Source organism: Cytobacillus sp. FSL H8-0458 (assembly GCF_038002165.1).
Classification (GTDB): domain Bacteria; phylum Bacillota; class Bacilli; order Bacillales; family Cytobacillaceae; genus Cytobacillus.
Genome location: NZ_JBBOBR010000001.1, coordinates 2799367 through 2825324 on the forward strand (window position 1 = coordinate 2799367; position 25958 = coordinate 2825324).

Genomic DNA, 25958 nt, shown 5'->3' on the forward strand with positions numbered 1-25958 from the left:
AGGCCCTTCTGTTATTTTTTATTTATCATCTGGGAAATTGTATTAAAGTCAAGCTGCTTTCCATCAGCAACGATCGATTTAACAATCTTATCTTCCATATCCTTAGAGACTGGTTTGTTTGCAATTTGTGAAACCCTTTTGATTACATTTCTCACAGTTTTTTCATCTTTAAAATTTGCATTCTGCAAAGAGCCGGCCAGTTCAAATACATCCTTCATATTTACGCCTGTTTTCTTTTCAAGGTTTTTAAAAAAGTTGTTATCCATACTGCTCAATCACGCTCCTTCATTTACTCTTTTATATCTTATGAAGGTGGGCGGAAAACGTGAAATGTATTAATCATTTATCGCAGTCTAACGGGCAGTAAGACCCCCACTTCAAGACTAAGAGAAATCAAAGGAGGATAAGTGATGGTCAAACTGCCCGTAAGGCCCGATTGGTTCAACTAACCATCAGCGGGGATAAAGAACACCCCCACTGATTGAAGTTTCACTTTATGTACATTATATGCAAAAAAGCCGACACAAAACCTGCTGCCGGTTCTGAGTCAGCTCTTTACAATCTAGTTGTAGAAACTTGCTCCAACGATAATGAGTAAAATGAATAGGACGACGATTAAAACAAACGTATTTCCATAGCCCCCGCCATATCCGCAGCCTCCATAGCCATAGCCCATGCCTCTCACCTCACTTGGATTTCTCCCTACACAATATGTGATAAATTAGCAGGGTGTATGGGCAAGCTCCCAAGACGGGCTTGGTTTATTCATTCATAAAGGAATAAAGGGCCTGTTTCATATTACTAAATAAAGCATTCCTGTGTATTTCCCTATGCATTTAGCCTTTAGGCTTGAAAATTAGTGCACCGATAAAACCGAAGATAATGGCTGCTGAAATACCGGAGCTGGTTACTTCGAACATTCCGGTCAACACACCGACAAGTCCATGCTGATCGGCTTCCTGAAGGGCTCCATGGACAAGCGAATTACCAAAGCTTGTTATCGGGATGGTCGCTCCTGCCCCTGCAAAGTCCGCTAGCGGTTCATACAGGCCAAGTCCATCAAGTACAGCACCTAATACAACTAAAAGACTTAATGTATGGCCTGGTGTCAGCTTAAAAACATCAAACATTATTTGGCCAAATACGCAAAATAGGCCTCCAATTACAAAAGCCCAGAAAAACATAGGCAGCATACAAATTCCTCCTCTAAGTCATCTCGATAGAAACAGCATGAGCAATACAGGGAATGCTTTCATTCTGCTGGAATGTCAATGGCGATAATAGTGCACCTGTTGCCACGACAAGGATTCTTCTATAAACCCCTCGCTTCATTTGATTCAAAAGATGTCCGTACAGGACAGAAGCCGAGCACCCTGCACCGCTCCCACCGGACTGGACTGGCTGATCATCTTTATAAATCATTAATCCGCAATCTTTAAATTTCTCTCTGTCTATTTTCAACCCATTATTTATGAGCAGTTCATAAGCAGTTTCCTGGCCAATTCTTCCCAGGTCCCCTGTGACAATCAAATCGTAATGGGATGGATCGAGCTGCATGTCCTTAAAATGTGCAGTAATGGTATCTGCAGCTGCAGGCGCCATGGCTCCTCCCATATTAAAAGGGTCTGTCAGACCCATGTCGATTACTTTGCCGATTGTGGCTGAAGTGGTAACCAGCAAATTGGGTCCAGCTGCTTTCGCGGATACCAGAGCCGCACCTGCACCAGTTACTGTCCACTGGGCTGTTGGAGGCTTTTGGCCTCCGTATTCTGTAGGGTATCTAAATTGCTTTTCAACAGCGGCATTATGACTGGAAGCTCCTGTCAAAACGTAATCAGCACCCCTGTAATTGACAATGAAGGATGCCAGAGCAAGTCCTTCCATTGAAGTTGAACAAGCTCCAAAAATCCCGAAATAAGGGATTTGGTTCGTTCTTGCGCTTAAACTTGAAGGTGTTATCTGATTAATTAAATCCCCTGCAATATAAAACTGAACATCCTCCTTTTGAACATTTGCTTTACTTAAGGCCGTTTGTCCCGCCTCTTCCAAAAGGATCCTGTGCGCTTTCTCATAAGAGTCTTCACCCATCCATAAATCATCATGAAGAACATCAAAATCCTCTGACAAATTGCCATTTGCCTCAAAAGGCCCGCCTGAAACACCGGCTGCTGCAATGACCGGGAGATGCTGAAAAACCCAGGATTGTTTTCCCTTTAGCATTAAATAACCCCCCAAATAGTTAATAGCGTTTTTATCAGGGCTACTACAAAAGCTGCAAATACACCAAAAAGAATAACTGATCCAGCGAGCTTGAACATGTTCCCGCCTACACCCAGCACAAAACCTTCCGTTCGATGCTCAATAGCAGCTGAAATCACAGCATTGCCAAAGCCTGTTACAGGAACGGCGCTGCCAGCTCCGGCGAACTGGCCTAAACGGTCATATACGCCAAAACCAGTCAGCAGCATGGATATAAAAATCATGGTAGCAACAGTTGGATTTCCGGCTGTCTGTTCGGTGAAATTAAAAAAATAGATATAAAAATACGTTATTGCCTGTCCAACAGTACAGATGAGGCCACCCACCCAGAAAGCACGAATACAATTTTTCAGGACCGGGCGTTTAAGTTCATGTTTTTGCTCAAGCTTCTCATATTGCTGCTGTTCAGGGGTTTTGTTTCCTTTTTTGCTCATGACTCCCGCTCCCTCCTATGTCATTTCATTTTTTAGTTTAATGATTTTATCAAGCTTCTTTTTAGCCTTTTTGTCTGTAAAATCGGGATTTTTCATTTTTTCCTGAAGTTCTACTGCCTCTATAAAGATTTTATAATCACTTGAAACAATGAAGTTCTCATCCGGGTATTTCTCCTCAAGCATTTTTGTCATGTTTTTTTCAATTTTCTTCATGTGAAAACGCTGCAGGTGCTTCACTTTATAAGCAACCAGTGTATCTCCATTGCTCTTAACCACTGCAACATCATAAAGTTCTTTCATTTTTTCAACGTCATGCTCAATGTTTTGGACTAAATCCAAATTTTCCTTTGTATTTTTATCAATTAATACTGCAGGGGGATGGGTCGTTTTGAGGAGTGCAAGGTCGCTGTCCGTCACCTTTCCATCACCGCTGCATCCTGATATTAAGATCAGTGAAAACGCGTTCATTAATAAAAGTCTCTTTTTCATATTAGTCCCTTCCTATGTAATATCTTTAATTATATTGTCCTCGAAATGTTTTGGATTTATGAACATTAATATCCATCCTATTTTTACCAGAAAAAAACCAAAAAAAAATAGCCGGAAACACCGGCTCCTTATTTTTATTGTTTCTTTCCACAGCCGCATCCTTTTTTCTTTTTCTTTTTCTTTGTCTTGCTGACCGGCTTTGATTTTTCGGATTGCTGATTATTATCCTTATTTAACATCGATGAGGCCCTCCATTAACAATAATTTTCCTCTTATTAATTTATGCGGAGCCTCAGGAGCTTGTGTAAAACATACGCCCAAATAAGATATAAATAGACCTATGCTAATCAATCAGTTTTTGCACAAGTACTTCTATAATAGCAGCAAGTCCCGCAATTGCTAAAATTAGCAGCACCGGAGCTGCAAAAGATGCATACAAGTAATAGGAAGCATATAAAAATATGGCACTCCACACACCAGTACACCAATAGCAGCTTAAAAGCTCCCCGAAAAAACTCCGAACTCTTCCTTCTTTCACTACCCAATAAACTTCTATTTCGCCGTTTTCATCTTTTTCTTCCACTTCTTCAAGAAATGGCTTGCGCAGAAATTCGGTAATTTTATCAAATACAATCAGTCTGGTCAGCCTGAAGGTTGCAAGAGCCAAAATCAGGAGCTCCAAAGGTGTTATGTCCATTTTTTTCACCTCAATTATAAAAAAATAGCCTATTTTTTGAAAAAACAAGGCGTTTGTCCGTAACCCATAGGGCACTTCGGCAATATGTTAGTAGTGTAGACCACAAGAAACAAACAAGGAGGAAAACAAAAATGGGTTGTGGAAAAAAAGACGACTTCAAAGGCAAAAGCTGTGTATGTGAAGTACTTCGTGCTATAAAAGATATTCAAGATAACGCAGAAGATGTGTGCGAATGCCCTTCAAACTGTTTCCTGGAGCCGCTTGGAGCAATATCACCTTCCGGCAGAAAGCGCCATAAGCGTCCAGATACACGCGTATTCACACTAAAAACTGCGGACGGGTCACCATTCCATGCATTCTTTACAGGAAATGACTGTGCTTGTGTATCGATCTTCTTTAGAGTAGAAGAAGTATTTGATAACTGCTGTGCAGTGCTTCGCGTTCTGGAGCCAGTAAACAGAAAATCTGGCCCGGACAAAACAGTAAACCTTGTTGATGACTGCTGCATCGACTTGAAAAAGGTTTGCGAAGTTGACTACTTCCGCAGTACAAATGATTGCGTAACTGTTGATTTAACATGCTTCTGCGCTGTTCAATGTATTGCAGATGTTGACCTGGATATTTGCGAAGACTAATTAAAAGAGGCCAGCCGAACATTCGGCTGGCTATTTTTTTTGCCGGCCTGCTTAAAAATTTAGGTCTACCTTCTAAGGCCGATCATTTTGACTGCATTTAATGATTGAAGATTTAATTTTTCAATACTTTCATCAAATAACTTGACCTCGATCCATTCTTCATTTTTTGAAACCAGAAACCCTCTTATGGCCTTTTCCCCGGTTTCAAATATGCATGGTATGGGCGGAAGCTGTTTTGGGAAATCAATTAAGTAATTCAGGCGCTCAGGTGTGTCCATTTCCTTAAAACTTTTTACCCGATTGAAAGCTGGTTTTCTTTTTTCAGTCGTAAAAGCAAAGGATGCACCTTTTTTCTCTTCTCTCCCTGATTCAAACTCTTCAATGGCTTCCTGCACTTCCAATTGCCCTGCAGTATTTTCGATTTTCTCTTTCGGCACCGTTTGTTCCTCTTTATTGCCAGCCAAATCCAGTAAACTTTGTTTCTGTTTACGTTCCTGCTCTGCTTTTCTGCTGGAATAGATTGTTTGCATCCTGTTTTCAGGAATTTGAAAATTCGGCTGCTGTATATAGAATAACGGCTCCTTTTCTCTTTTCTCAGTCACTATGCCCACCTCCGCAATCGTTATGGTTCATCGTATTATATGTATGCAGAACATGGACTTTCGTTTCTGAGGAAATAAAAAAGCCCGCTCATATTAGAGCGGACAAATTTAAAGGATATGGTAACCGGAATCCACGTGTATATTTTCACCCGTTATTCCTCTGGACAGACTGCTGAATAAGAATAGAGCAGTATCTCCTACTTCTTCAGGAGTTGTGGTTTTACGGAGCGGAGCTTTTTCTTCAATTTCTTTAAGGATCGAATTAAATTCGCTTATTCCTTTAGCAGAGAGAGTCCTGATTGGTCCGGCTGAAATGGAATTAACCCGGATTCCATCCTTCCCAAGATCATTAGCCAAATATTTGACGCTTGCATCAAGGGAGGCTTTTGCTACACCCATAACATTATAGTTTTTCACAACCTTTTCACCGCCAAGGTATGTGAGAGTCACAATGCTTCCGCCTTCTGCCATCAATCCCCTGGCTTCCTTGGCAACAGCAGTCAGGGAATAAGAGCTGATATTATGAGCCAGCAGGAATCCGTCTCTTGTTGTGCTCATGTATTCTCCCTGAAGTTCTTCCTTATGGGCAAAGGCGATGCAGTGAGCAATCCCATGAATTATACCCGCTTCCTCCTTAATTGTGCTGAAACATTTCGCGATGTCTTCATCACTTGTTACATCACATGGAAGCACTAATGATTGGGCATCCTCCAATGATTCAGCCAATTCACGAACACTTTTCTCAAGCCTTTCTCCCGCATATGTAAAGATTAAACGGGCACCAGCATCATGAAGGGATTTGGCAATTCCCCATGCAATACTTCTTTTATTAGCTACACCCATTACGACGAATGTTTTTCCATTTAAAGAAAGAGTCATTATAAATCCTCCTGAGTTTATTATTACAAGTTATTAGTACCTAGTGCTAATTGTACATCAATTCTGCGCAAAAGAAAAGCCGAAAAAAAATCCTGTTATTGCTGGAGGATTTTTTTCGGCTAGAAAGAAGCCATCAGATTCTAACACCATTCACAAAATTCAAGCTCCCGTTTTAATTCATCAACGTATTCCTTCGATCCAGTAACAATCAAGCGGTCATTTACATGCAGTTCAGTATCTCCGTGCGGAACAATGGAATCCTTTCCTCTAAATATCCGGACGAATATTACATCCCCTGTAAACGGGAACCTCCGAAGCATCATGCCTTCAAACTGCTCATTCTTTAATCGGATTTCATATAAAGCCGTCTCCTGGTTCGTTAATATGTTCACCACGCTTGGCGACTCGATTAACGCACGAAGCAGCGCCTTAGAGGAAAGAATAGTTGAAAACAGTTCAATGTCATGCTCCCGAAGCGTTTCTTCCATATCCGGACTTTCCATCCGGCAAATGACCCGGTCTACTCCCTTATCTTTAAAAGCAATGGATAATGTAGCATTGGTCTCTTCATCCCCCGTGGAAATTACAACAATATCCGAATCAAAAGCCTCTGTGCCCTCGAAATTTTCAATATCAAACTCCTCAACTTCAATGATATCAAACAAAGAGTCCGCTATTTGTTTTTCCGCCTTTTCCTGCTTCTTATGATATAAAGCCGGCTCGTAAAGGGATGACTTAAGCTCATTATAGATCGGCATAGTCATTTGGTTAGCACCAATAAAGGACACTTTAAGCTTCTTCTCCTCGGCAGCTTCCTGAGGAAATAGCTTTTTAAAGACAACAGGTGTGAATATACTTGTTATGACAGCAACTAATATCAATGTGCCGCTCATTTCTGCAGTAATAACACCCATTCTTTCACCTATCGTTGCTGCAGCAATAACAAGGGAAAGAGTTGACGTTAACAAGAAACCAGAAGCAATAACCGTTTTGATGTCATACCATCTTTTTAATATATAAATCGGGATAAGCTTTGACAGCAGCAGAGCAATCAGCAGCAATGGTATAAGCATAAGCATCTTGGGATCTCCAAACAAAGTCCATACGTCGAGCTCTACCCCAACCATTACAAAGAAAATCGGTATAAGGAACCCGTATCCAAATGAATCCAGCTTATGGATCATTTCTTGATTTGGCGCCAGCAGCGATACAAGAACCCCCGCAAGGAATGCACCTAATATATTCTCTGCCCCGACTGTTTCTGATAATGCCACAAGGAAAATAATTAGTGCAAAGACTGCTCTTGTTCCAATCTGAACAGTCCCTGTCGACATCGCTTCAAGAAAATTAAGGTTCTTAAACCTTCTGCCCAGGAAGTACAGCAATACGCCTACACCGAATAAGATGAGAAGAAGCCATGTATTTCCTCCGCCTGTATCATTTAAAGAAACAAATACAGCCAGCAGAATCATCGTAGCCAAATCTGCAATAACTGCAATTAAAAGAATAATTTGGCCAATGCCTGTTTTCATTAAATGTGCTTCCTTGAGAGTCGGAACCACAACTCCCAGAGAGATGGTTGAAATAATTAAAGTCATTAAAAAGGCATTATCAATGAAACCTGCCCAGACAAATAAATAAGAAAGCCCTAATGAAACAAAAAATATCCCTAAAAAAACAATTGAAGACACTGCAAATGAATTCGGCTCAAGTTTTCCGCTGGGAAGCTTTTCTCTCTTCTTTGCTGAAGAAAAAGCTGTAAAGTCAATCTCAAGTCCGCTCAGGAACATTAAAAATATAAAACCAAGTGTCGAAAGAGTTTCAAGCCACATATCCTCATTGACAATATCAAAGCCGCTTTTGCCGATAATTAAACCAATAAGAATCTCAGCCACCACTACCGGAATAAAATTAACCTTCAGCCGGTGCAGTATAATCGGCGTAATAAAAGCGGCGAGAATAACAATGACAAGCGATGCTACCGATGCCCCATGTTCCATAATATTACCCCCTTAACCTGTTAAATAACTCATAAATAATGTCGCCATTCCAAAGTAAATTAAAATACTGATTAGATCATTGATGGTTGTAATGAATGGACCTGACGCTACAGCCGGATCAATTTTCATTCTGTGCATTAGTAAAGGGATCAGTGCACCGGCAAGGGTAGCTACGATCAATGTAAACAAAATTGAAACGCCAACTAAAACACCCAGAAAGAAATTTCCTTTCCAGAAGAAAACAATGAAAGTCACAAGGATACCGCAAATGCTTCCATTAATTAATCCAGTCCCTGCTTCCCTTATCATCAGTTTCCATTTATTTTCTTTCTCCAGGTCGCCTGTTGCAATCCCCCGTACAGCAACAGCCAATGCCTGAGTCCCGGTATTTCCAGCCATCCCTGCAATAAGAGGAATGAAAACAGCTAAAATGGCCACCTTATCCAATGTGTCCTCAAACCTGCCGATAAGGCTTGCAGTTAACATACCCAAAAACAGCAGGATGATAAGCCAGGGAAGCCGTTTACGGGCAGCAGAAACTGGATTCCGGTCAATATGATCCATATCCGATACAGCAGCCAATTTGGAGTAATCATCAGATGCTTCTTCTTCCATGACGTCCATGACATCATCAACTGTGATAATGCCTAGCAAGTGGTTCTGAAAATCCACAACCGGTACAGCCAGGAAATTATAGTCCTTAATTTTTCTTGCAACTTCCTCCTGGTCCTCACCCACTGATACCGAAACTACTCTGTCATTAGTTATTTCCGATATCATCGTATCATCGTCACTTACTATTAAATCCCTTAATGAAATGACGCCAATAAGCTTTTTATCGTCATTAACAACATACACATAATAAATGGTTTCAGCCCTTGGCGCTTCATTCTTTAAGATATACATAGCAGAACGAACCGTCTGATTGGCTGACAGAGAGACAAATTCGGTTGTCATAATACTTCCTGCTGTATATTCTTCGTAATGAAGCAAATCCTTAATTTCTTTTGCCGATTCATCATCCATAATTGTTAAGTAGCTGACAACCTGGTCTTTATCAAGTTCATTTAAAACATCAACCGCATCATCGGCATACATTTCTGAAAGCATATCTGCTGCATAATGGGGATTCATCTCAGCAAGAACGTCTTTATAATCTTCTTCTTCAATCTCCAGGTTTTCAAAAAGAGCTGCCATTTCTTCAGGAGATAGATAAAGATAAATTTTTGCACGGATGTCCTCATCCAGATCTTTAAAAAATGAAGCCTGATCATATGGGTGCATATCAAGAAATTCATTCCTGAAGGTATCAATTTCTTCATTTTGTAAAGATTGGATTAAAAGACTGGCATTGATGTGGGAACCTGATCTTTCCTCTGCATGATCTTCCATACAAAATTAACCTCCTCTCATACCATAAAGCATCCATACTCTGTTGGATAACAGGAAAATGTACTTCACTATACTAGCAAATCTTTGTTTTTTTGTCGTCTCTGAGCAATCCATAAAGTGAAACTTCAATCAGTGGGGAGTAATTTTCTCCCCGCTGATTGTTAGTTGAGGCCCACAGGAAGTGGGTCACAAAGACGTTGCCACAGGATGTGTTCTTAGTCTTTGTCCTTATTTCGGGCCTTTACATTATAAAGCGAGGAGACTTGCCCAGGGGTGACAAGCATAAGACGGGCAGATGGCGGGAAGTGCTTTTCTTCCCATCAGCTGATTGGCTTATGACCTCGAGCCCCTAGGAGCCGCAGCTAGATCGGGCAGTTTGACCCCCATTTATCCTCCGTTGGTTCCTCTGTTTCTTTGAAGTGGGGGTCTTACTGCCCGTTAGACTGCGATAAATTTAATTTCCCCATTCTTTGAACTTAAAATCGTTAAAGCTTTTCCTGCTGCGTGAAAAATAAAGTGTCATGATAAAGATTATGAAAATTGATATGATAACAGTAGAACTTTAAAGGAGCCTAAGAAATGAGACTTGATATTATTGGTGATATCCACGGCTGCTTTGCTGAATTTAAAGAGCTGACTTTAGAACTGGACTATAGCTGGAAAGAGGGATTTCCTGTCCATCCAAGCGGCAGAAAACTGGCCTTCGTGGGAGACTTAACTGACAGAGGCCCAGATTCACTTGCAGTCATTGATGCAGTATATAACCTTGCAGCAAACAACTTGGGATACTATGTCCCGGGCAACCATTGCAACAAACTCTACCGCTTCTTTTTAGGGAATAAAGTGCAAATTACACATGGACTTGAAACAACAGTCGCTGAGTTTGAGCAACTGGCTCCCAAAACACAGGAGGAGGTCAGACAGAAATTCATGGATTTATATGAAAATGCACCTCTATATCGTGTACTCGATAACAACAAACTGGTTATCGCCCATGCAGGAATTAAAGAAAGCTATATTGGAAAACATTCCTCAAAAGTAAAAACCTTTGTTCTGTATGGTGATATTACAGGAGAAAAAAATCCTGACGGCACACCTGTAAGACGGGATTGGGCAAAAGAGTATGAGGGTGACGCTGTCATCGTCTATGGCCATACTCCCATAAAGGAAGTGAGAAGAATTAATAACACCTATAATATTGATACAGGCGCTGTTTTTGGCAATAAATTAACCGCGCTTAGATATCCGGAAATGCAATTACTGTCTGTCCAGTCCCGCCTGCCTTATGTTGAAGAGAAATTCAGGAAGATGTAACCAAAAAAGCCGGCAAATGCCGGCTTTTACAGTAGACAACTCATGTCTTCCGGAAGCTGTTGTTCAAAAATAAGGGTTTTGTGCAGGAAGGGATGTTCGAAGGAAAGGCTGCAGCAGTGCAGCGCCTGCCGCCTGATGAACAGTCTTGTGCCCCCATATAATTCGTCTCCTGCAAGGGGATAACCAAGCCAGGCCAAATGAACTCTGATCTGATGAGTTCTGCCGGTTTCAAGCTTCAGTTTTACATGTGTAAATTCTTTTTGGCGGCTGATGACCTGATAATTAGTACATGCGTATTGGCCTTCCTCACTGACTTCCCGTTCAATTATACTGTCTTTCTTTCGCGCAATTGGCTGTTCTATTGTTCCTGCGTCCGGGCAGATTGAGCCTTCTGCAAAGGCTTCATACATGCGATGGATTTTTCGTGAGCGCTGCTGTTTGCTGAACAAATGATGTACATGCCTGTGTTTAGCAATCAGAACCAGGCCAGATGTATCTCTATCCAGTCGTGTCACAATATGGGCAGCAGACTTTAAGCCGATTCGCTGATAATACCCAATCAGCCGATTCGCCAGACTTCCGGAAGGATGTTCTCTGGAAGGAATGGAACTCACACCTGCCGGTTTATTTACTACAAGAAGATAATCATCTTCATAAAGAATATCCAGAGGCAAGTCTTCCCTCTTCATGCCTTCACTCGGAACTTCTTCAGGGAAACCAACCTGAAGGACATCACCTTCCTTTAACACATAGCGGACATTGACTTCCTGATTATTTACTTGAATGAAGCCGCCGGCAAATTTTATATCTGTCAGTGCAGTTTTGGAAATATGATTGTCTTTTAAAAATTCCCTGATTAACAAGCCCGCCTCCGGGGCAGTAATTTTCCATTGTAATTCAAAACGTGCCATGAGCTGCAGGCTCCTGTTCTGTCAGATGGTGACTTTTCTTCAATCAGCAACAAAAGAATCGTGAACCCTTTTCCAGAATGGAAATGGCCTGAACCTGGCAAAACGGATCTTCTCATCTGCCACTCTGAATTGAATTGATTTTACATCTTTATGAAGAAGTGTCAAATGATCAATAGTAATTTGAAAATCCGGTTCATTCACAGGCTTCAGCATGCATGTATGGTGGGCCGGCAGTACCAGCGGCGAGCCCACTGTACGGAATACCTTATTATTAATGGAAGCCATTTCAGCAAGCTGGATGGCAGGCAAAGAAGGGTGCAGAATAGCTCCTCCCAGCGCCTTATTATAAGCTGTACTTCCTGATGGTGTAGAGACACACAGGCCATCTCCGCGGAACCGTTCAAAATGCTGGCCGCGTATTTCCACATCCATTACTAAGGTACCTTCTACCGCCTTGACCGTAGATTCATTTAATGCAAGATAACGGGTTTCTTTCCCTCCATGCTGGTAGCGGATAATCACTTCAAGGAGCGGATATTCAATCACCTGATACGGGGTTTTGGCAATTGCAATGACAAGCTTTTCGATTTCCTCCGGCACCCAGTCTGCATAAAAGCCAAGATGGCCTGTGTGTATACCTACAAACGCGGTCTTGTCCAGGCGGCTGCTGTATCGGTGAAAGGCATAGAGTAAAGTGCCATCCCCGCCTACCGATATGACTATATCAGGCTCTTCTTCATCATATGTAAGCTCGAAGTCCAATAAATAGGTTCTCATTTTATGCATGAGTGTATTAGATTTTGAATCTCCTTTTGAGGTAATGGCAAATTTCATCTTATCCAAGCTCCTCTTTTATACTGTTAGTTTTCTCCCTTTTGCTGCTTTTCCTTTTTTCTAGTAAAGAATGCCTGGGCATCCTGTATTTCTCCGCGAATGAGTGACATTTCTTCATCCAGCCTGAAAGCAGCCTCTGCCGCCCGCTGAAGCCTCATTTGAATATCTTCAGGGAATTGGCCCTTATATTTGTAATTCAAGGAATGTTCAACCGTGGCCCAGAAATTCATGGCAAGCGTTCGAATCTGAATCTCTGCAAGAATTTTCTTCTCTCCCTTGATTGTCTGAACAGGATAGCGGATCACGACATGATAAGAGCGGTAACCGCTTGCTTTTTTATGAGAAATATAGTCTCTTTCTTCAACAATTTCAAAGTCATTTCTTTGTCTTAATAGTTCAACCACTCTCTTAATATCATCAACAAATTGGCACATCATTCTTACACCGGCAATATCCTGCATTTCCGATTCCAATCTGTCGAGTGGAATGCCTTTTTGATTTGCCTTATCTAAAATGCTGGCAATAGGCTTTACCCTCCCGGTAACAAATTCAATCGGAGAATGGGAAGAGTCCATTTCAAATTGGCTTCTCATGCCTTTTAGCTTTACTTTCAACTCTTCAACCGCCTGCTTATATGGCGCCAAAAATAAGTCCCAATGCTTCACCTGCAACACCACCAAATATCCGAAATAAAAAAAGACGGCACCCGTACTGCACCTGCTGGCAGGCACTTATATGCTCATGTAAATCAGCAAAACTCTTATCTGTTCAAATACATAGCCTATCTCTATATCCAAGTATTAAGCCGCTTAAACATTCAGCTGAAATACATTCTCTACTTTTTCTACCATTTCATTTCCGTAATTGCTGTTCCCGCGGATATTTTCTATTAAATCTCCTAATTCCTCATGAAATCCTGCAAGCTCAAGGCGAGCATGTTTACTGTCAGAAGCAAAAACCCGCATTTGGCCATCAAGTGCCTTCTTTAATTCCGGCCAGACTGCTTCCGGAAGGGAAATATATGTATAATCATCATTTTGCTCTGCTATATAAATAAATGAAAGATTGTCGGAATCAGCTAATATTTGCTGCATAGCCGTTAAACCTGAAACGGTCCCAGATTCTATTCCCAAAATTAATTCGTTTCCAATCCATTCTGCATTTACAATTGTAAGTTTCTGTTTCATTTTTCTACCTCCATTGTCATTACCTATTCTATCGCAGATTTTATAGACAGTAAAACCCCTGCTGCAATTTTTACAGCTTCACGAAGCAAACTCCCCTGATTGAATTTATCACAAGCTTAAAAAGATCTTCAAAGGATTGAAGTCCATGCTGAATAAGGAGATAATACAGGTAATTACTTATAGCTGAGGTGTACAGGCTTGTCTAATAAAAATATTGAAATTGAATTTAAAAACATAATCACCAGAGATGAATTTACCGCTTTAATGAATTTTATGAATTTAGGCAGTGAAGATTTTTCTGAACAGGAAAATCATTATTTCGATACACCTGATTTTTTATTGAAGGAAATAGGAAGTGCATTAAGGATCAGGCAGAAAAACGGCTCGTTTGAATTGACTCTAAAACAGCCCCACCCTGAAGGGCTGCTGGAGACCAATGAAAATCTTACTGATTCCGAAGCAGCAGAGATGATTCAGACCGGAAAAATTCCCAGGGAACAGATAAAAAAATCCATAGAAGAGCTTGGAATAAAGACAGATAACCTTCAATATTTTGGTACTCTCACAACAGCACGTGCAGAAAAGGAATACAATAAAGGGCTGGCTGTTCTTGATCACAGCCGCTATTTGAATAAGGAAGATTTTGAGATAGAATTTGAAGCAGATAATCGGAAGGAAGGGCAAATCGTTTTTCTTAATTTACTTCAGCAGCTTAACATTCCTGTCAGGAAGACCGAAAATAAAATTAAGAGGTTTTACAACGAAAAATACAGACAGCAAAAGTCTTAAAAGAAGCAGACCTTTTGCCAAGGAGCAATACAATGAACATAGAACAGCTAAAACTATTGATGGAGCTGCAAGCTCTTCAAGGATTCAATAACTCTAAGCAAACAAATACTTCTAACCCACTGTTTCAAGAGCTGCTTTCAGGGCTGGTTTCGGAAAATAATGATTCATCACATCAAATTACAGGCGGACTTGGAGCAGTTGCGTCTTTAAAGCCTTATATTAGCGCTTTACAAGCTGATTCTCTTGCAGCAGCTCTCCCGCCTGTTAAACTAACCAAGTTCGCCGAATCCTCAAAAAGTGATTTCGATGATTTGATACAAAAAGCATCAGATATGTTTAATGTACCTGTTAATCTGATTAAGTCAGTCATTAAGCAGGAATCAAACTTTAATCCGAATGCCGTCAGTCATGCAGGTGCTTCAGGCTTGATGCAGCTAATGCCGGAAACAGCCAGGGGGCTTGGTGTAAGAAATATCTTCGACCCTGCAGAGAACATTTTTGCAGGAGTCAAATATTTACGGCAAATGATGGACAGATATGGGGATAATGTAGAACTGGCACTGGCAGCCTATAATGCCGGACCTGGAAATGTAGATAAATTCGGGGGTGTACCGCCTTTTAAAGAAACCCTAAATTACATAAAGAAAGTTACCACTTCATTTATGGCTTAAGCATTAAAACGGCCGCCCTATTTACCGGGCGGCTTTTTTATGTTTTTTTCAGCAAATGTTCCGGATTGACAGCATGTGCTTAATCCATACTAAAAAAATAAGCTTGCCAAGGAGACGTTAAAGGGGTACAGTAAGCTATTTGTTTGAGATATAAATCCCTCATTGATAAAATATAAAGAGATTACAGCAATTGATATTAAATAGGAAGTTTTTTTACAAATGATTAACTCATAAAAGGAGTTTTAAATATGGCCGAGAAAATGCACACTCCCTTCGACGCTATTGGTGAGGAAAAGCTTCACCAGCTAATTGACGCTTTTTACCTGCGCGTAGGACAACATCCTGATCTCGTTCCTATTTTTCCAGATGACCTGACAGAGACAGCCAGAAAACAAAAACAATTTATGACTCAGTATTTAGGAGGGCCTCCTTTATATACTTCAGAACATGGACATCCTATGCTTCGCGCGCGGCACATGCCTTTTCCTATAACAGAAACTCGGGCAAGGGCCTGGCTTTCATGCATGAATGAAGCGATGGACGAAATCGGGCTGGATGGACCATTGAGGGAAGACTTTTTTTCCAGACTTGTGCTCACTGCTCAGCATATGATCAATACACCTGAGGCCGGCGTGAAGGGTGATAGCCCGTGAATATGCCAGAATCCAATGAAATCAAGTTTACGTCACCACATTGCTATGGCAGTGAAAAAAAGCCCATAGAAGTCTATATGTTTGTTGACCCTCTTTGCCCTGAATGCTGGGCTTTGGAGCCTACCTTAAAAAAGCTCCTGATTGAATATGGCCGCTATTTTTCCATAAAGCATGTATTAAGCGGCAGGCTGGCAACTTTAAATATGGGGAAAAGACAAAACTACGAAAACATTGCTGATTTGTGGGAAAAGACAGCAAGCCGCTCTGGAATGTCATGTGATGGAAACCTCTGGTTCGAGAATCCAATTTCTTCACCACATCTGGCTTCAGTTGCAATTAAAGCGGCTGAATTACAAGGGAGAAAAGCTGGCATCAAATTTTTACGCAAGCTCCAGGAGGTTTTGTTTCTTGAGAAGCAGAATGTGTCAAATTTTGAAGTTTTAAAGGATTGTGCTAAGGAAGTCGGTCTTGATGTAGTAGAATTTGTTTCTGATATTCATTCAGATAGTGCAGCCAAAGCTTTTCAGTGCGATTTAAAAATAACATCTGAAATGGATGTTCAAGAAATACCCACTCTTGTCTTTTTCAATGAAAACATTGAAGATGAAGGCATCAAAGTAACCGGGTATTATCCTTATGAAATTTACGAACAGATTCTAGAAGAAATGCTGCCTGCTAAACCTGAGCGTGCTCCTCTGCCGCCCCTGGAATATTTCTTAAAGTATTTTAAGCTGGTGGCAAGTAAGGAAATCTCGGTAGTATACGATATGACTGACAGCCAAGTGAACAAGGAAATGAAAAAGCTTCAGCTTAAGCAAATCGCTGAATATGTACCTGCGAAATACGGTAATTTCTGGAGATATTCAGGGTAATCAAAGCTGTGCAAAATGCACAGCTTTATTTTTTCCATGAAAAAACCATGCAATCTTATGCACGGCTCTTTCAGGGTTTATTTTTTTACGAACAAAGGGGATGGGAGAAATTTTTCACGTCCAAACAAAAGGGGTAAATGTTTGCTTGTGATCAACTTCACATCTGTACTATATCATGGCGTAAAAGACCTTGACAATAAGTTTGTGCTTTTTTTCACAATATTGTCAAAATCAAGTCATGACACACTGGACAACCGCATAAAATAGATGTAAATCTGCCTAAGGAGGAGACTGCAATATGAAAAAACTGCCTGTATTTCTGATGCTGATGCTCATTTTGCTCTCCTTTATATTGAATATTTTTGGCTTGATGAAGCTTATCCCACTTTTCATTACTTCACCTATTCTCTTTATTTCACTCCTGATCTTATGTTTATATCTGAATGACCGAAGGAGATTTAAGGGGTTTTAAACCATCACAAAAGGTGCCAGGCAATTTAGCCTGGCACCTTCACTATTAAGAAAGCAAGCTTTCCATTTCATTAAGCTTTTCTTCGAATACTTTGCAGGCATCTTCAATCGGCTTGCTGCTCGTCATATCCACACCGGCTTTCTTTAGCACTTCAATTGGGTAATCGGAGCTGCCGGATTTCAGGAATTCAATATATCTTTCAACTGCAGGCTGGCCTTCCTGAAGAATTTGCTTGCTTAATGCCGTAGCCGCACTGAAGCCTGTTGCATATTGATAAACATAATAATTATAGTAGAAATGCGGGATTCTGGACCATTCCAAGCCGATTTCCTCATCAATTAAGATATCCTCATCCCCAAAATACTTCTTATTAAGTTCATAATATTCTTTAGTCAATGAATCAGCAGTTAAGGCTTCATTGTTTTGCGCCTTTTGATGAATGAGATGTTCAAATTCGGCAAACATGGTCTGGCGGAAAACAGTGCCTCTAAAGCCTTCAAGATAGTGATTCAGCAGGTACAGCCGCTTCTTATCATCATCGATTGTTTTAAGCAGATAATCGTTTAAGAGGGCTTCATTACAAGTAGAAGCTACCTCTGCAACAAAAATAGAGTAGTTTCCATAAGGGTATGGCTGATATTTTCTTGTGTAGTAGCTGTGAACCGAATGCCCAAATTCATGAGCCAGAGTAAATAAGTTGTTCACATTGTCCTGCCAGTTCATTAGTATATAAGGGTTGGTGCCATATGTTCCCGAAGAATAAGCGCCGCTTCTTTTGCCCTTATTCTCATGAACATCAACCCACCTATTTTCAAAACCCTCTTTTAAAATATTTAAATAGTCTTCACCAAGTGGCTTTAGTCCTTTTAAAATCAGATCTTTTGCCTCATTATAAGGGATCTCCATTTTAACTTCCTTCACCAAAGGAGTGTAGAGATCATACATATGAAGCTCCTTAACCCCAAGAACCTTCTTGCGGAGTTTGACATAGCGATGCAGCAAATGCAGGTTATCGTTAATGGTATTGACCAGATTTTCGTAAACACTTTCAGGAATATTGTTCGCAGAAAGGGCAGCATGGCGCGCGGAGTCATAATTCCGGATCTTTGCGTTGAAATTATCTTTTTTTACGTTTCCGCTAAGAGTGCTTGCAAATGTATTGCGAAACTTCCCATAAGTCTCATATACAGCTTTGAAAGCATCATGTCGGACACGCTGCTCATCACTTTCTAGAAAACGGATGAAACGTCCATGTGTAATTTCGACTTCTTCCCCATTCTCATCTTTAATGGACGGAAACTCCAAATCTGCATTGTTCAGCATGCCAAATGTATTACTGGAAGCCCCAAGCACCTCGGAAGCCTGAGCAAGCAGGGATTCCTGCTCAGCAGATAATACATGAGGCCTTTGAAGATTAATTTCCTCCAGGGAATGTTTATACAATTGCAGCTCGGTTTTTTCCTTTAAAAAGCCGGCAATCTTCTCTTCATCTTCAGCAAGCAGCTCAGGAACAACATAGGCAAGTGCACTTGCAGCTTCAGAATACAAACTTTTAATTTTGTCATCCATTCCCTGATAAAATGAATTTGTTGTATCCTGGTCATAACGCATATGGGCATATGTATAAAGCTTCCCAAGGCGTGAAAGTAGATGATCCTGGAACTGAAGCGCTGCATATAATGTTTCAGCACTTTCCCCGAGCCTGCCCTGATACTTTCCTGCATCAGGAATCAGCTTCTGTACTTCATTGTATTCCTTGTCCCACTCATCATCAGAAGGAAAAATATCCTCCAAACGCCAGGTATCTTCAGGTGAAATCTCGTTCCTTGCCGGCAGTTTCTTTACAGTTGTTTCTTTAGCCATACATTCATCCTCCATTCAAAAGTCCCATTACACTATCTTCTCTTTGAAGAAAAAAATTCCTGCTTTTTAAAGAGCAAAAGTGGAAGTCTTTGATTATTTTATGTTAATTAAGTCTTTTTCATTTATTTGCCCTGCAAAATCCTTTGAGAGAAGCGTCTATAAAAATCCTCCTCTATTTGGATTATCCGGCAGTAATGATCAGGCTCACCGCTTAATGCGGTTTTTTTGTATAAACCTTTTTCTGCATGTTTAACAATGTTTAAGTTAATAAGGACATCAAGATATTCTTTAATCGCATGAATTTCGGAGCCGGTTTGAACAAGTGGGATTGACCTGATTTTTATATCGTTATTTTTTACCCTCTTGCGAAAGGCTGCAATCATTTGCGAAAGAGAGAACGGCCTTTCTTTGCCGACTATATCCATAAACAAATAACTCTGCCACTGTATAGGTGAGGTTTCAATAAATGGAGAATGACGGACAGGCAGGCCAATTTCAGGCGGAAGAAACGCAGGAGCAATTGAGCAGGAGTATAAATCCTGAAGAAATTTATTTTTAATAGCACCACTATTTTGAGAAAGGGAATTCTTAATTTTCCGGACTTCTCTTTTCCAATCATCAATATTTATATTGTTTTTAAAATATGGACCAAATAATATATCTGCTTCTGCTTGGAAAATAGGTTTTACATCATAATGCGCGCAGGCATTTCTGACTGTGAGGGGCTGGATATGGTGGATATTGATAAAAGACTTTGTAGTGGGGCAAAAAGAAGGGATTACCCAATGGCCTGAAACTGCTTGCCGAATAAATAGGTATTGGAAACCAGATAAAGAAATTTTTGTTTTGCCAATACGCTTAATACTTTTTCCTGCCAGTATCCAAATTGGAACAATACCTGACTGAAAGTATGCTTCTGTCCGCTTTATAAATAACTCCTCAGAAATGCTTGAACATTGATATTCAAGAGCATAATGAACACCTTCATAATGGACACCTATATCCGGCCGCTGTAATATTTCAGGATAATATGGTTCCAGAATTGGATTTAAACCTTTTTTCTTTAGCCATTGAAACAATAGCAACTTTCCTGAAATATGGTATTCTGATTCCCTTTCATACCTTTCCGGACATTCAGAACCCTTTCTGTGGCTGAAATGGGGGATTTTCTTCTTACCGATTTTCATTATCACATTCTCTTTGCATTCCGGACAGTAAAAGTTGTGTTTTTCCCTGTACTGCTGTAAAGCCAGGATGCTGTGTGAACCTATAAGGCTTATTCGCACCCCATTCTCTGTTGAGGCAACTAACAAATGACCATCTCCTTTCCTCCTTATTGTTCTATTTTTAAAGGCTAAATTCCTTTTTGTCTGACGAATCTCTTAAAGTTTTTTCCTATGCTCATTGCTGCTACGAAACAGTTCGCGTACCAAAAAGCCGATTTCAAAAATGAAATCGGCTTTTCTTTACTATTTAAAATGTTTTCTCAGACTTTCAAAAACATCATTTTCTATAATCAATTTACCATATTCCATTACACGGTGTATAGTTGTACTTGTTTCGTGCCCGTATTCAAGAAGAATACTCAGCATGTTATCTATGTCATCCTCTTCAAAAAGCTCTTCAGGGAACTCTGCGAATAAATAATATTTCCCCTCAAAGGAATATAGTTTTGTGGTAATGGAATCAAGAATTGACCGCTTTGATAATGAAATAATGTCTTCAAAATCTTTAAATGATAATAGGAACTCAAGATCTCCTTCATATCCGTTATCATTATCATCATCAGATTTACGGAAATGATGATCAAGCATTTCCTCTATATGTTCATCCACAGGCAAATCTTTGACTTTTTCATCCGGGACAGGAAGTTCAAACTTTTGACCATCCTTTGATAGCTGAGCTTTTGTTACAAGAACCTCCAAACCCTTATCCAATGCTTGAACCTGGATCCATAAAGGGCCTTCCACAAGAAATTCTTCCTCCTGATGGACTTCATCCATCATTTCCCAAAAGAGTTCCTCACTCCGCTCACGATTGTACCAAATCTCTTCACGGTCAAAGCCTCTTTCTTCTATATCAAGATAAGAAATATAAAATTTAACGGTATGATCATTAATACGTTCGATTTCCATGCAGCAACTCTCCCTTCTGGCTATGATTGAAGGGACTAAATACCCCCAGCAGTCATGTGTTATCCATTTACCCGTTAATCAATTGGTTAATCCCCGATTAAAATGAAGGTAAAATGTATTTTGTACCTTGTACTTTTATTTTATGACAAATTGAGCATAAAGGGAATTAAAAAGTCATATGTTTAAAAAAACCGTTAAATGCCTATATTGTCCCTGGTGATATATCTTACCTCATTTGGCTTAACTAAATATTCTCTTATTATATCCATTTTCCTTTTTCTTTTTCACATAATAGACAAAAAGACCTTCTTCTGTTAACAGAACGAAGGCCTTTCAATTTTAAGTATTAGTAAATGCATTTGTTAATTAACCATGCGCTGTGCTTCACGCAGTTGGTAAGTACGGACTTTCCTTGGAAGGAAACGTCTGATTTCGTCCTCATTATATCCAACCTGCAAACGTTTTTCATCAAGAATGATTGGACGGCGAAGCAGCCCCGGGTTTTCCTTGATTAGCTCAAATAAATCTTGGAGAGGCATTGATTCAAGGTTTACATCAAGCTTTTGAAATGTCTTAGAGCGAGTTGAAATAATTTCATCTGTTCCATCTTCAGTCATTCGAAGAATTTCTTTAATTTCATCAATTGATAACGGTTCTGAAAAGATATTTCGTTCTTTATAGGCAATTTCATGCTCTTCCAACCATGATTTAGCTTTCCTGCAGGATGTACAACTTGGTGAAGTGTATAATGTGACCATTTTACAAATTCACACTCCTTAAATTTAGACATATATGAAACTATCAGAGATTATATTTGTTTAATCAAATATTTCTAGAGTCTTCTAGATTAAAATAACTTTAATCAAGGAATTTATATTATTAATTATACACCAAACAATATCTATTTGGTATAACTTTTTATAAATATGAAAAAAGTATTAAACATTCATTAAACAAATGGATTAAGAATTAGAATCTACTTAATAAGACGAATGAACAAGCAAAAAGTTTCATTTTTTTATATGTTTTTTGTTATAATTCTTTCCATAAAGTTTCTTAAGCCTTAGCCTAAGGGAATTTTATGTATGAGTTTTTTTAAGTGTATCCTAAATTATTCTTTATATACCCTTGTTAATTTTTTAATAAACCAAAATACTTATAAATATTTTCTCAATTAATTAATGAAAATGAAAACACAGCCATTTACAAAAATGGCTGTGTTTTTCCAATTTCTTATAAATCCTCTAAGACATCCGATCCATTTTTATTCTCTTCATAAGTTAGAACCTCTTCTACAGGCTGATATGACTTTCCATAAAAATGCGAATCCTTATAAGTGTGAATCATTTCATAGGTTTTCTTCATGGCTTCATAAATCATTTCTTCACTTTCGTTCTCAGGGGACCAATATAGAATTTCCATTGTATTGATTTCATTGGTCGCAAGAGACCGGCGGCTATACCCGATTGATTGGGCGTGCTCAAACCCTTCTCTTTTATAGAACTTGAGCCGTTTTTCAGTATCCGTGTCTTCATAATCAACCGGCTCAACTTCCAATATGATCGGTTTGCCTTTGGCTTTAAGCGTTTGAAGTAGTTTATGGCCAAGTCCCTGTCCTCTGGATTCCTTCGAAACAAACAGATAATCAATAAAAACAAAGTTATCCAGTTCAACATACATAAGCACATGATGTAGACCTTCATCTTTATGATAAATATCTGACCTTTCCTTTAATAAGGTTTCCATATGTTCTCTTGATTTCATTTCTTCAATCGGGAAATATTGATTCAGTTTTTCATACCAATGCATGGATCTTCTCCTTTTTCGCCCGTAAACAACTTATTTTTTATAGGGCATGAATATTTATTCCAGCATGATAAGCTCCCAGCTTTCCTTTCCACTTACTTTTATACTTATGCTTGTATTGTTTTCCAATCAGTTAAAGTATTTGTGGAATTTCCCCTTTTAATACTGGAAAATTTCGAATAAAATAAGATTAGGGATGTTTATACACTAATCACAGGAAACTGTGAAAAGAAAGATGGAGGTTTATCATGGTTGGTTACATAACTGATTTAACAATAGTTGCACTGCTCATAATTGGATTTACTGCCTTATTAGGTGTACTGACTAATGGTATTGGAGAAAAAGTATTTGGCGGTAAAAATAAATCCGAATTCGTGGATCAATCTGCAAGGGTACAGACTGGATGGAAAAGCGTAGGCGGAAAGAAAAAGCAGTAGCCTATGCCTCTATACTATGATACCGCATTCAAGATTGGTGTCAAATGATATGTAGCTTAATTAATTGATAAACAAAGCCAGAAGGAGGCCAAATAATTCGGTCTCCTTCTGGCTTTTATGGTGTATAATCCACCCCTGGCGTATACGAATTACCCGCATTCCATAAAAGAAATTCATTAATTCCCTGTTCGTTCAATGCCTTTATTTGAGCTTCAACCTCGGCTCTTCCATACTTCTTATAATTTCCGGCTCCTAAATAAGAGGCTGTAAAATCCTGAAGCCATGGTCTGGATACAGGAGGACTATCCAACTCTCCCAACTTTCTATTCTCAAGTTTAGCATATTCAGAAACCAGCTTATAAGGTTCCAGATCCGGTTTGGCTATGCCAAAATAAGAAGTCCAGTGGCTTGGATAAATCATAGAAGAAATTACATCCACATGTTCTGAGATCTTAGAAAAATTTTGACCAATTCCCGGTGCCTCAGGAAGGGTCGCCGTGTATCCAAAGATATCGACCGAAACCTTTACCCCATATGGCTCGAGCTGCTTCCTGGCATACTCGACAAAGTCAGTAACCGCACTTACACGCTTTTGTACATTTTCAATTTTAAGATTTTCGTATTCACCCATACTATATTTCAAGGAGCTATCACGGTGTTCAAACCCCTCAGGAAATCGGACATAATCAAATTGAATCTCCTGAAATCCCATTTTTGCAGCTTCGATTGCAATTCCAATATTGTAATCCCAAACTTCTTTTAAAAATGGATTTACAAATGATTCACCTCTGCCATTCTTCCATACAGTATTTCCTTCTTTATACGACCATTCAGGCTTTTTATTCGCTAGAACAGAATCCTTAAATACAACTACTCGTGCAATCGGATAAATTTGCTTTTCTTCCATGGTTTTCAAGATTTTTTTTGGATCCTTTATGTAAGGCTTGCCAATATCAGTATATGGTGATTTGTCTTCTGGAATATACGTCAGGTTGCCCCAATCGTCCTTAATATCAATTACCATCGCATTCAAATCGGTATCATCCATCATTTTCACTAATTTATTAAACTTTTCACCCCCTGCTGAATGTCCGGTAACATATATACCCCTTACAGCATCCGGATACTGAAAGTGATAGCCGGAATCAAATTGAAAACGGCTTATTTTTTCAGGAAGGGTTTTCACTAGTGAAACATGTTCCCTTTGAGGGTTTTGTCCTGATTCCTGATTTTCCTGTTCTTTTGCCTCACCTGGATCGGCTGACATGAATAAAGCTGATACTAACATTAAGGCAGCAGCTAAGTTTAATGTCTTGTTCACATGTTTTGCCCCCTTTTCTGAGTATTCTCTTTGTTACCTTAATTATAAATTTATTTCAAAGAATTAAGAACTATCTTTATACTAAATTATCTTAATAAGTATTTTTTAAACCAATTTTATTAAAAACTATCAAATTTCTGTTTAAATACACAAATTGATGGAAAAAAATAAATAATTGAAAATTCTAATAGTAATATTGCGGAAAATGATGTATTATATAGAAAAGTACACATTAGCGAATAAAAGTGTTAAAGAGAATTTCCACTCTCTGCATATTTGACTGGGCAATTTACATCTTGGTAATTCCTTTATAGCGAACATTTACTTTTCCAGGATGTAAAAAACGATCTCAGTCGAGATCGTTTTTTGTTATTTGGCATATTTAGCTTTTAATTCGTTATACTCTTTTTCAGAGCAATAAACAAAATGGCCAGTTGTTATTTCGCGCATTTCCAGCTTTTCATTGTCAGCGTAATTGTGAACTGCCGGATCATAAGATTTCCTTCTGCGGGAACGTTCTGTTTCAGGATCTGGGAGCGGAATAGCTGACAGCAGGGATTGAGTATAAGGGTGCATAGGGTTATTATATAAATCTTCAGCTGGTGCAAGTTCAACCAGTTTACCGAAGTACATAACACCAATACGGTCACTGATGTATTTTACCATAGATAAATCATGTGCGATAAACAGGTATGTCAATCCTTTTTCACGCTGCAGTTTTTTCATAAGGTTTACTACCTGAGCCTGAATGGAAACGTCCAATGCTGAAATTGGCTCATCCGCAATAATGAAATCAGGATCAACCGCAAGGGCGCGGGCAATTCCGATACGCTGTCTCTGTCCTCCAGAGAATTCATGAGGGTAACGGTTAGCATGTTCTTTGTTCAGACCGACAGTGTCCAAAAGTTCGTAAACCCTCTCCATTCGTTCCTTTTTGCTTTTAGCCAAGCCGTGAATATCGATTCCTTCAGCAATAATATCGGCAACCGTCATACGCGGGTTTAAGGAAGCATAAGGATCCTGGAAGATCATCTGCATTTTACGGTTAAACTTTTTCAGTTCTTTTGCAGATTTTTTGCCGTGAACGTCTTCACCTTCAAAAAGTACCTGACCATCTGTTGCATCATATAATCTGATAATAGTTCGTCCAGTAGTTGATTTACCGCAGCCAGACTCACCAACAAGTCCAAGGGTCTCTCCCTTATAAATATCAAAAGTAATCCCATCAACTGCTTTTACCATATTCGGACGGCCTACATTAAAATGCTGTTTTAAGTTTTTAATTTCGAGCAATTTTTCTGCCATT

General features: G+C 39.4%; 29 protein-coding genes. 7 read left to right on the forward strand and 22 right to left on the reverse strand.

Features of this window, described 5'->3' with window-relative positions; genetic code table 11:
* Nucleotides 1–11: 11 nt before the first annotated feature.
* From NYE23_RS13635 to NYE23_RS13665, 7 genes are all read right to left on the reverse strand, one after another.
* Nucleotides 12–266, reverse strand: coding sequence for a stage VI sporulation protein F (locus NYE23_RS13635; RefSeq protein WP_264737415.1), 255 nt, complete (start codon nt 264–266; stop codon nt 12–14).
* A 296-nt stretch (nt 267–562) separates the two neighbouring features.
* Nucleotides 563–676 (reverse strand): YjcZ family sporulation protein, encoded by a 114-nt coding sequence (locus NYE23_RS13640; RefSeq protein ID WP_019381501.1) that lies wholly within the window; start codon nt 674–676, stop codon nt 563–565.
* Between the two features lie 160 nt (nt 677–836).
* The gene (spoVAE, locus tag NYE23_RS13645; protein WP_341078613.1) at nt 837–1193 is read right to left on the reverse strand and encodes a stage V sporulation protein AE; all 357 of its coding nucleotides are present in this window, start codon (nt 1191–1193) and stop codon (nt 837–839) included.
* Between the two features lie 13 nt (nt 1194–1206).
* Nucleotides 1207–2220 (reverse strand): stage V sporulation protein AD, encoded by a 1014-nt coding sequence (gene spoVAD, locus NYE23_RS13650; RefSeq protein WP_341078614.1) that lies wholly within the window; start codon nt 2218–2220, stop codon nt 1207–1209.
* Entirely contained in the window at nt 2220–2693 is a 474-nt protein-coding gene (spoVAC, locus tag NYE23_RS13655; protein ID WP_341078616.1) for a stage V sporulation protein AC, read from the reverse strand. The genes spoVAD and spoVAC overlap by 1 nt, the downstream gene beginning before the upstream one ends.
* Nucleotides 2694–2708: 15 nt before the next feature.
* A complete protein-coding gene (locus tag NYE23_RS13660) occupies nt 2709–3182 on the reverse strand; it encodes a YhcN/YlaJ family sporulation lipoprotein (RefSeq protein ID WP_341078617.1) in 474 nt (157 codons plus the stop codon).
* 343 nt (nt 3183–3525) lie between these two features.
* Complete coding sequence (locus tag NYE23_RS13665) at nt 3526–3879, reverse strand: DUF1360 domain-containing protein (RefSeq protein ID WP_341078618.1); 354 nt, start codon at nt 3877–3879, stop codon at nt 3526–3528.
* A gap of 131 nt (nt 3880–4010) precedes the next feature.
* Here NYE23_RS13665 and NYE23_RS13670 point away from each other — a divergent pair, with 131 nt between their 5' ends.
* Nucleotides 4011–4514, forward strand: a complete 504-nt coding sequence (locus NYE23_RS13670; RefSeq protein WP_341078620.1) for a CotY/CotZ family spore coat protein — start codon at nt 4011–4013, stop codon at nt 4512–4514.
* Nucleotides 4515–4579: 65 nt separating this feature from the next.
* Here NYE23_RS13670 and NYE23_RS13675 read toward each other — a convergent pair whose 3' ends face one another.
* From NYE23_RS13675 to mgtE, 4 genes are all read right to left on the reverse strand, one after another.
* Nucleotides 4580–5116 carry a CotO family spore coat protein gene (locus NYE23_RS13675; protein ID WP_341078621.1) on the reverse strand — a complete coding sequence of 179 codons (537 nt, stop codon included), beginning with the start codon at nt 5114–5116 and terminating at the stop codon, nt 4580–4582.
* A 108-nt stretch (nt 5117–5224) separates the two neighbouring features.
* A complete protein-coding gene (fabI, locus tag NYE23_RS13680) occupies nt 5225–5995 on the reverse strand; it encodes an enoyl-ACP reductase FabI (protein ID WP_341078622.1) in 771 nt (256 codons plus the stop codon).
* Between the two features lie 140 nt (nt 5996–6135).
* Nucleotides 6136–7995 carry a monovalent cation:proton antiporter family protein gene (locus tag NYE23_RS13685; protein ID WP_341078623.1) on the reverse strand — a complete coding sequence of 620 codons (1860 nt, stop codon included), beginning with the start codon at nt 7993–7995 and terminating at the stop codon, nt 6136–6138.
* Nucleotides 7996–8007: 12 nt separating this feature from the next.
* Nucleotides 8008–9387, reverse strand: a complete 1380-nt coding sequence (gene mgtE / locus NYE23_RS13690; protein ID WP_341078625.1) for a magnesium transporter — start codon at nt 9385–9387, stop codon at nt 8008–8010.
* A 579-nt stretch (nt 9388–9966) separates the two neighbouring features.
* Between mgtE and prpE the strand changes: the two genes are divergently transcribed.
* Nucleotides 9967–10701 carry a bis(5'-nucleosyl)-tetraphosphatase PrpE gene (gene prpE, locus NYE23_RS13695; protein ID WP_341078627.1) on the forward strand — a complete coding sequence of 245 codons (735 nt, stop codon included), beginning with the start codon at nt 9967–9969 and terminating at the stop codon, nt 10699–10701.
* Nucleotides 10702–10727: 26 nt separating this feature from the next.
* On the opposite strand, the gene NYE23_RS13700 is transcribed toward prpE, so the two are convergent.
* The 4 genes from NYE23_RS13700 to NYE23_RS13715 all read right to left on the reverse strand — a co-directional run bounded on the left by NYE23_RS13700 (nt 10728) and on the right by NYE23_RS13715 (nt 13633).
* Nucleotides 10728–11612 carry an RluA family pseudouridine synthase gene (locus NYE23_RS13700; RefSeq protein WP_341078628.1) on the reverse strand — a complete coding sequence of 295 codons (885 nt, stop codon included), beginning with the start codon at nt 11610–11612 and terminating at the stop codon, nt 10728–10730.
* Nucleotides 11613–11651: 39 nt separating this feature from the next.
* Complete coding sequence (locus NYE23_RS13705; protein WP_009331194.1) at nt 11652–12446, reverse strand: NAD kinase; 795 nt, start codon at nt 12444–12446, stop codon at nt 11652–11654.
* A gap of 26 nt (nt 12447–12472) precedes the next feature.
* Nucleotides 12473–13111, reverse strand: coding sequence for a GTP pyrophosphokinase (locus tag NYE23_RS13710; RefSeq protein WP_035327274.1), 639 nt, complete (start codon nt 13109–13111; stop codon nt 12473–12475).
* Nucleotides 13112–13255: 144 nt separating this feature from the next.
* Nucleotides 13256–13633, reverse strand: coding sequence for a UPF0738 family protein (locus NYE23_RS13715; RefSeq protein WP_341078630.1), 378 nt, complete (start codon nt 13631–13633; stop codon nt 13256–13258).
* 198 nt (nt 13634–13831) lie between these two features.
* Here NYE23_RS13715 and NYE23_RS13720 point away from each other — a divergent pair, with 198 nt between their 5' ends.
* The 4 genes from NYE23_RS13720 (at nt 13832) to NYE23_RS13735 (ending at nt 16618) form a co-directional block, all read left to right on the forward strand.
* On the forward strand, nt 13832–14422 hold the full coding sequence (locus NYE23_RS13720; protein ID WP_341078631.1) for a CYTH domain-containing protein: 591 nt from the start codon (nt 13832–13834) through the stop codon (nt 14420–14422).
* A 32-nt stretch (nt 14423–14454) separates the two neighbouring features.
* Nucleotides 14455–15093, forward strand: coding sequence for a lytic transglycosylase domain-containing protein (locus tag NYE23_RS13725; protein WP_341078632.1), 639 nt, complete (start codon nt 14455–14457; stop codon nt 15091–15093).
* A 248-nt stretch (nt 15094–15341) separates the two neighbouring features.
* Complete coding sequence (locus NYE23_RS13730) at nt 15342–15746, forward strand: globin domain-containing protein (RefSeq protein WP_341078634.1); 405 nt, start codon at nt 15342–15344, stop codon at nt 15744–15746.
* A 2-nt stretch (nt 15747–15748) separates the two neighbouring features.
* Complete coding sequence (locus NYE23_RS13735; protein ID WP_341080733.1) at nt 15749–16618, forward strand: ClpXP adapter SpxH family protein; 870 nt, start codon at nt 15749–15751, stop codon at nt 16616–16618.
* Nucleotides 16619–17135: 517 nt separating this feature from the next.
* Here NYE23_RS13735 and pepF read toward each other — a convergent pair.
* From pepF to NYE23_RS13760, 5 genes are all read right to left on the reverse strand, one after another.
* On the reverse strand, nt 17136–18953 hold the full coding sequence (gene pepF / locus NYE23_RS13740) for an oligoendopeptidase F (RefSeq protein ID WP_341078636.1): 1818 nt from the start codon (nt 18951–18953) through the stop codon (nt 17136–17138).
* 122 nt (nt 18954–19075) lie between these two features.
* Nucleotides 19076–20239, reverse strand: a complete 1164-nt coding sequence (locus NYE23_RS13745) for a competence protein CoiA (RefSeq protein ID WP_445662619.1) — start codon at nt 20237–20239, stop codon at nt 19076–19078.
* A gap of 183 nt (nt 20240–20422) precedes the next feature.
* Nucleotides 20423–21088 carry an adaptor protein MecA gene (gene mecA, locus NYE23_RS13750; RefSeq protein WP_341078641.1) on the reverse strand — a complete coding sequence of 222 codons (666 nt, stop codon included), beginning with the start codon at nt 21086–21088 and terminating at the stop codon, nt 20423–20425.
* A gap of 362 nt (nt 21089–21450) precedes the next feature.
* Nucleotides 21451–21846, reverse strand: coding sequence for a transcriptional regulator SpxA (spxA, locus tag NYE23_RS13755; RefSeq protein ID WP_009331204.1), 396 nt, complete (start codon nt 21844–21846; stop codon nt 21451–21453).
* Nucleotides 21847–22321: 475 nt separating this feature from the next.
* On the reverse strand, nt 22322–22897 hold the full coding sequence (locus NYE23_RS13760; protein WP_341078644.1) for a GNAT family N-acetyltransferase: 576 nt from the start codon (nt 22895–22897) through the stop codon (nt 22322–22324).
* 245 nt (nt 22898–23142) lie between these two features.
* Between NYE23_RS13760 and NYE23_RS13765 the strand changes: the two genes are divergently transcribed.
* On the forward strand, nt 23143–23331 hold the full coding sequence (locus NYE23_RS13765) for a hypothetical protein (RefSeq protein WP_159868752.1): 189 nt from the start codon (nt 23143–23145) through the stop codon (nt 23329–23331).
* 115 nt (nt 23332–23446) lie between these two features.
* Here the strand turns inward: NYE23_RS13765 and NYE23_RS13770 are convergent, their stop codons facing one another.
* Nucleotides 23447–24598, reverse strand: a complete 1152-nt coding sequence (locus tag NYE23_RS13770; RefSeq protein ID WP_445662620.1) for a putative glycoside hydrolase — start codon at nt 24596–24598, stop codon at nt 23447–23449.
* Nucleotides 24599–25021: 423 nt separating this feature from the next.
* The gene (locus NYE23_RS13775; RefSeq protein WP_341078648.1) at nt 25022–25957 is read right to left on the reverse strand and encodes an ABC transporter ATP-binding protein; all 936 of its coding nucleotides are present in this window, start codon (nt 25955–25957) and stop codon (nt 25022–25024) included.
* Nucleotide 25958 lies beyond the last annotated feature (1 nt).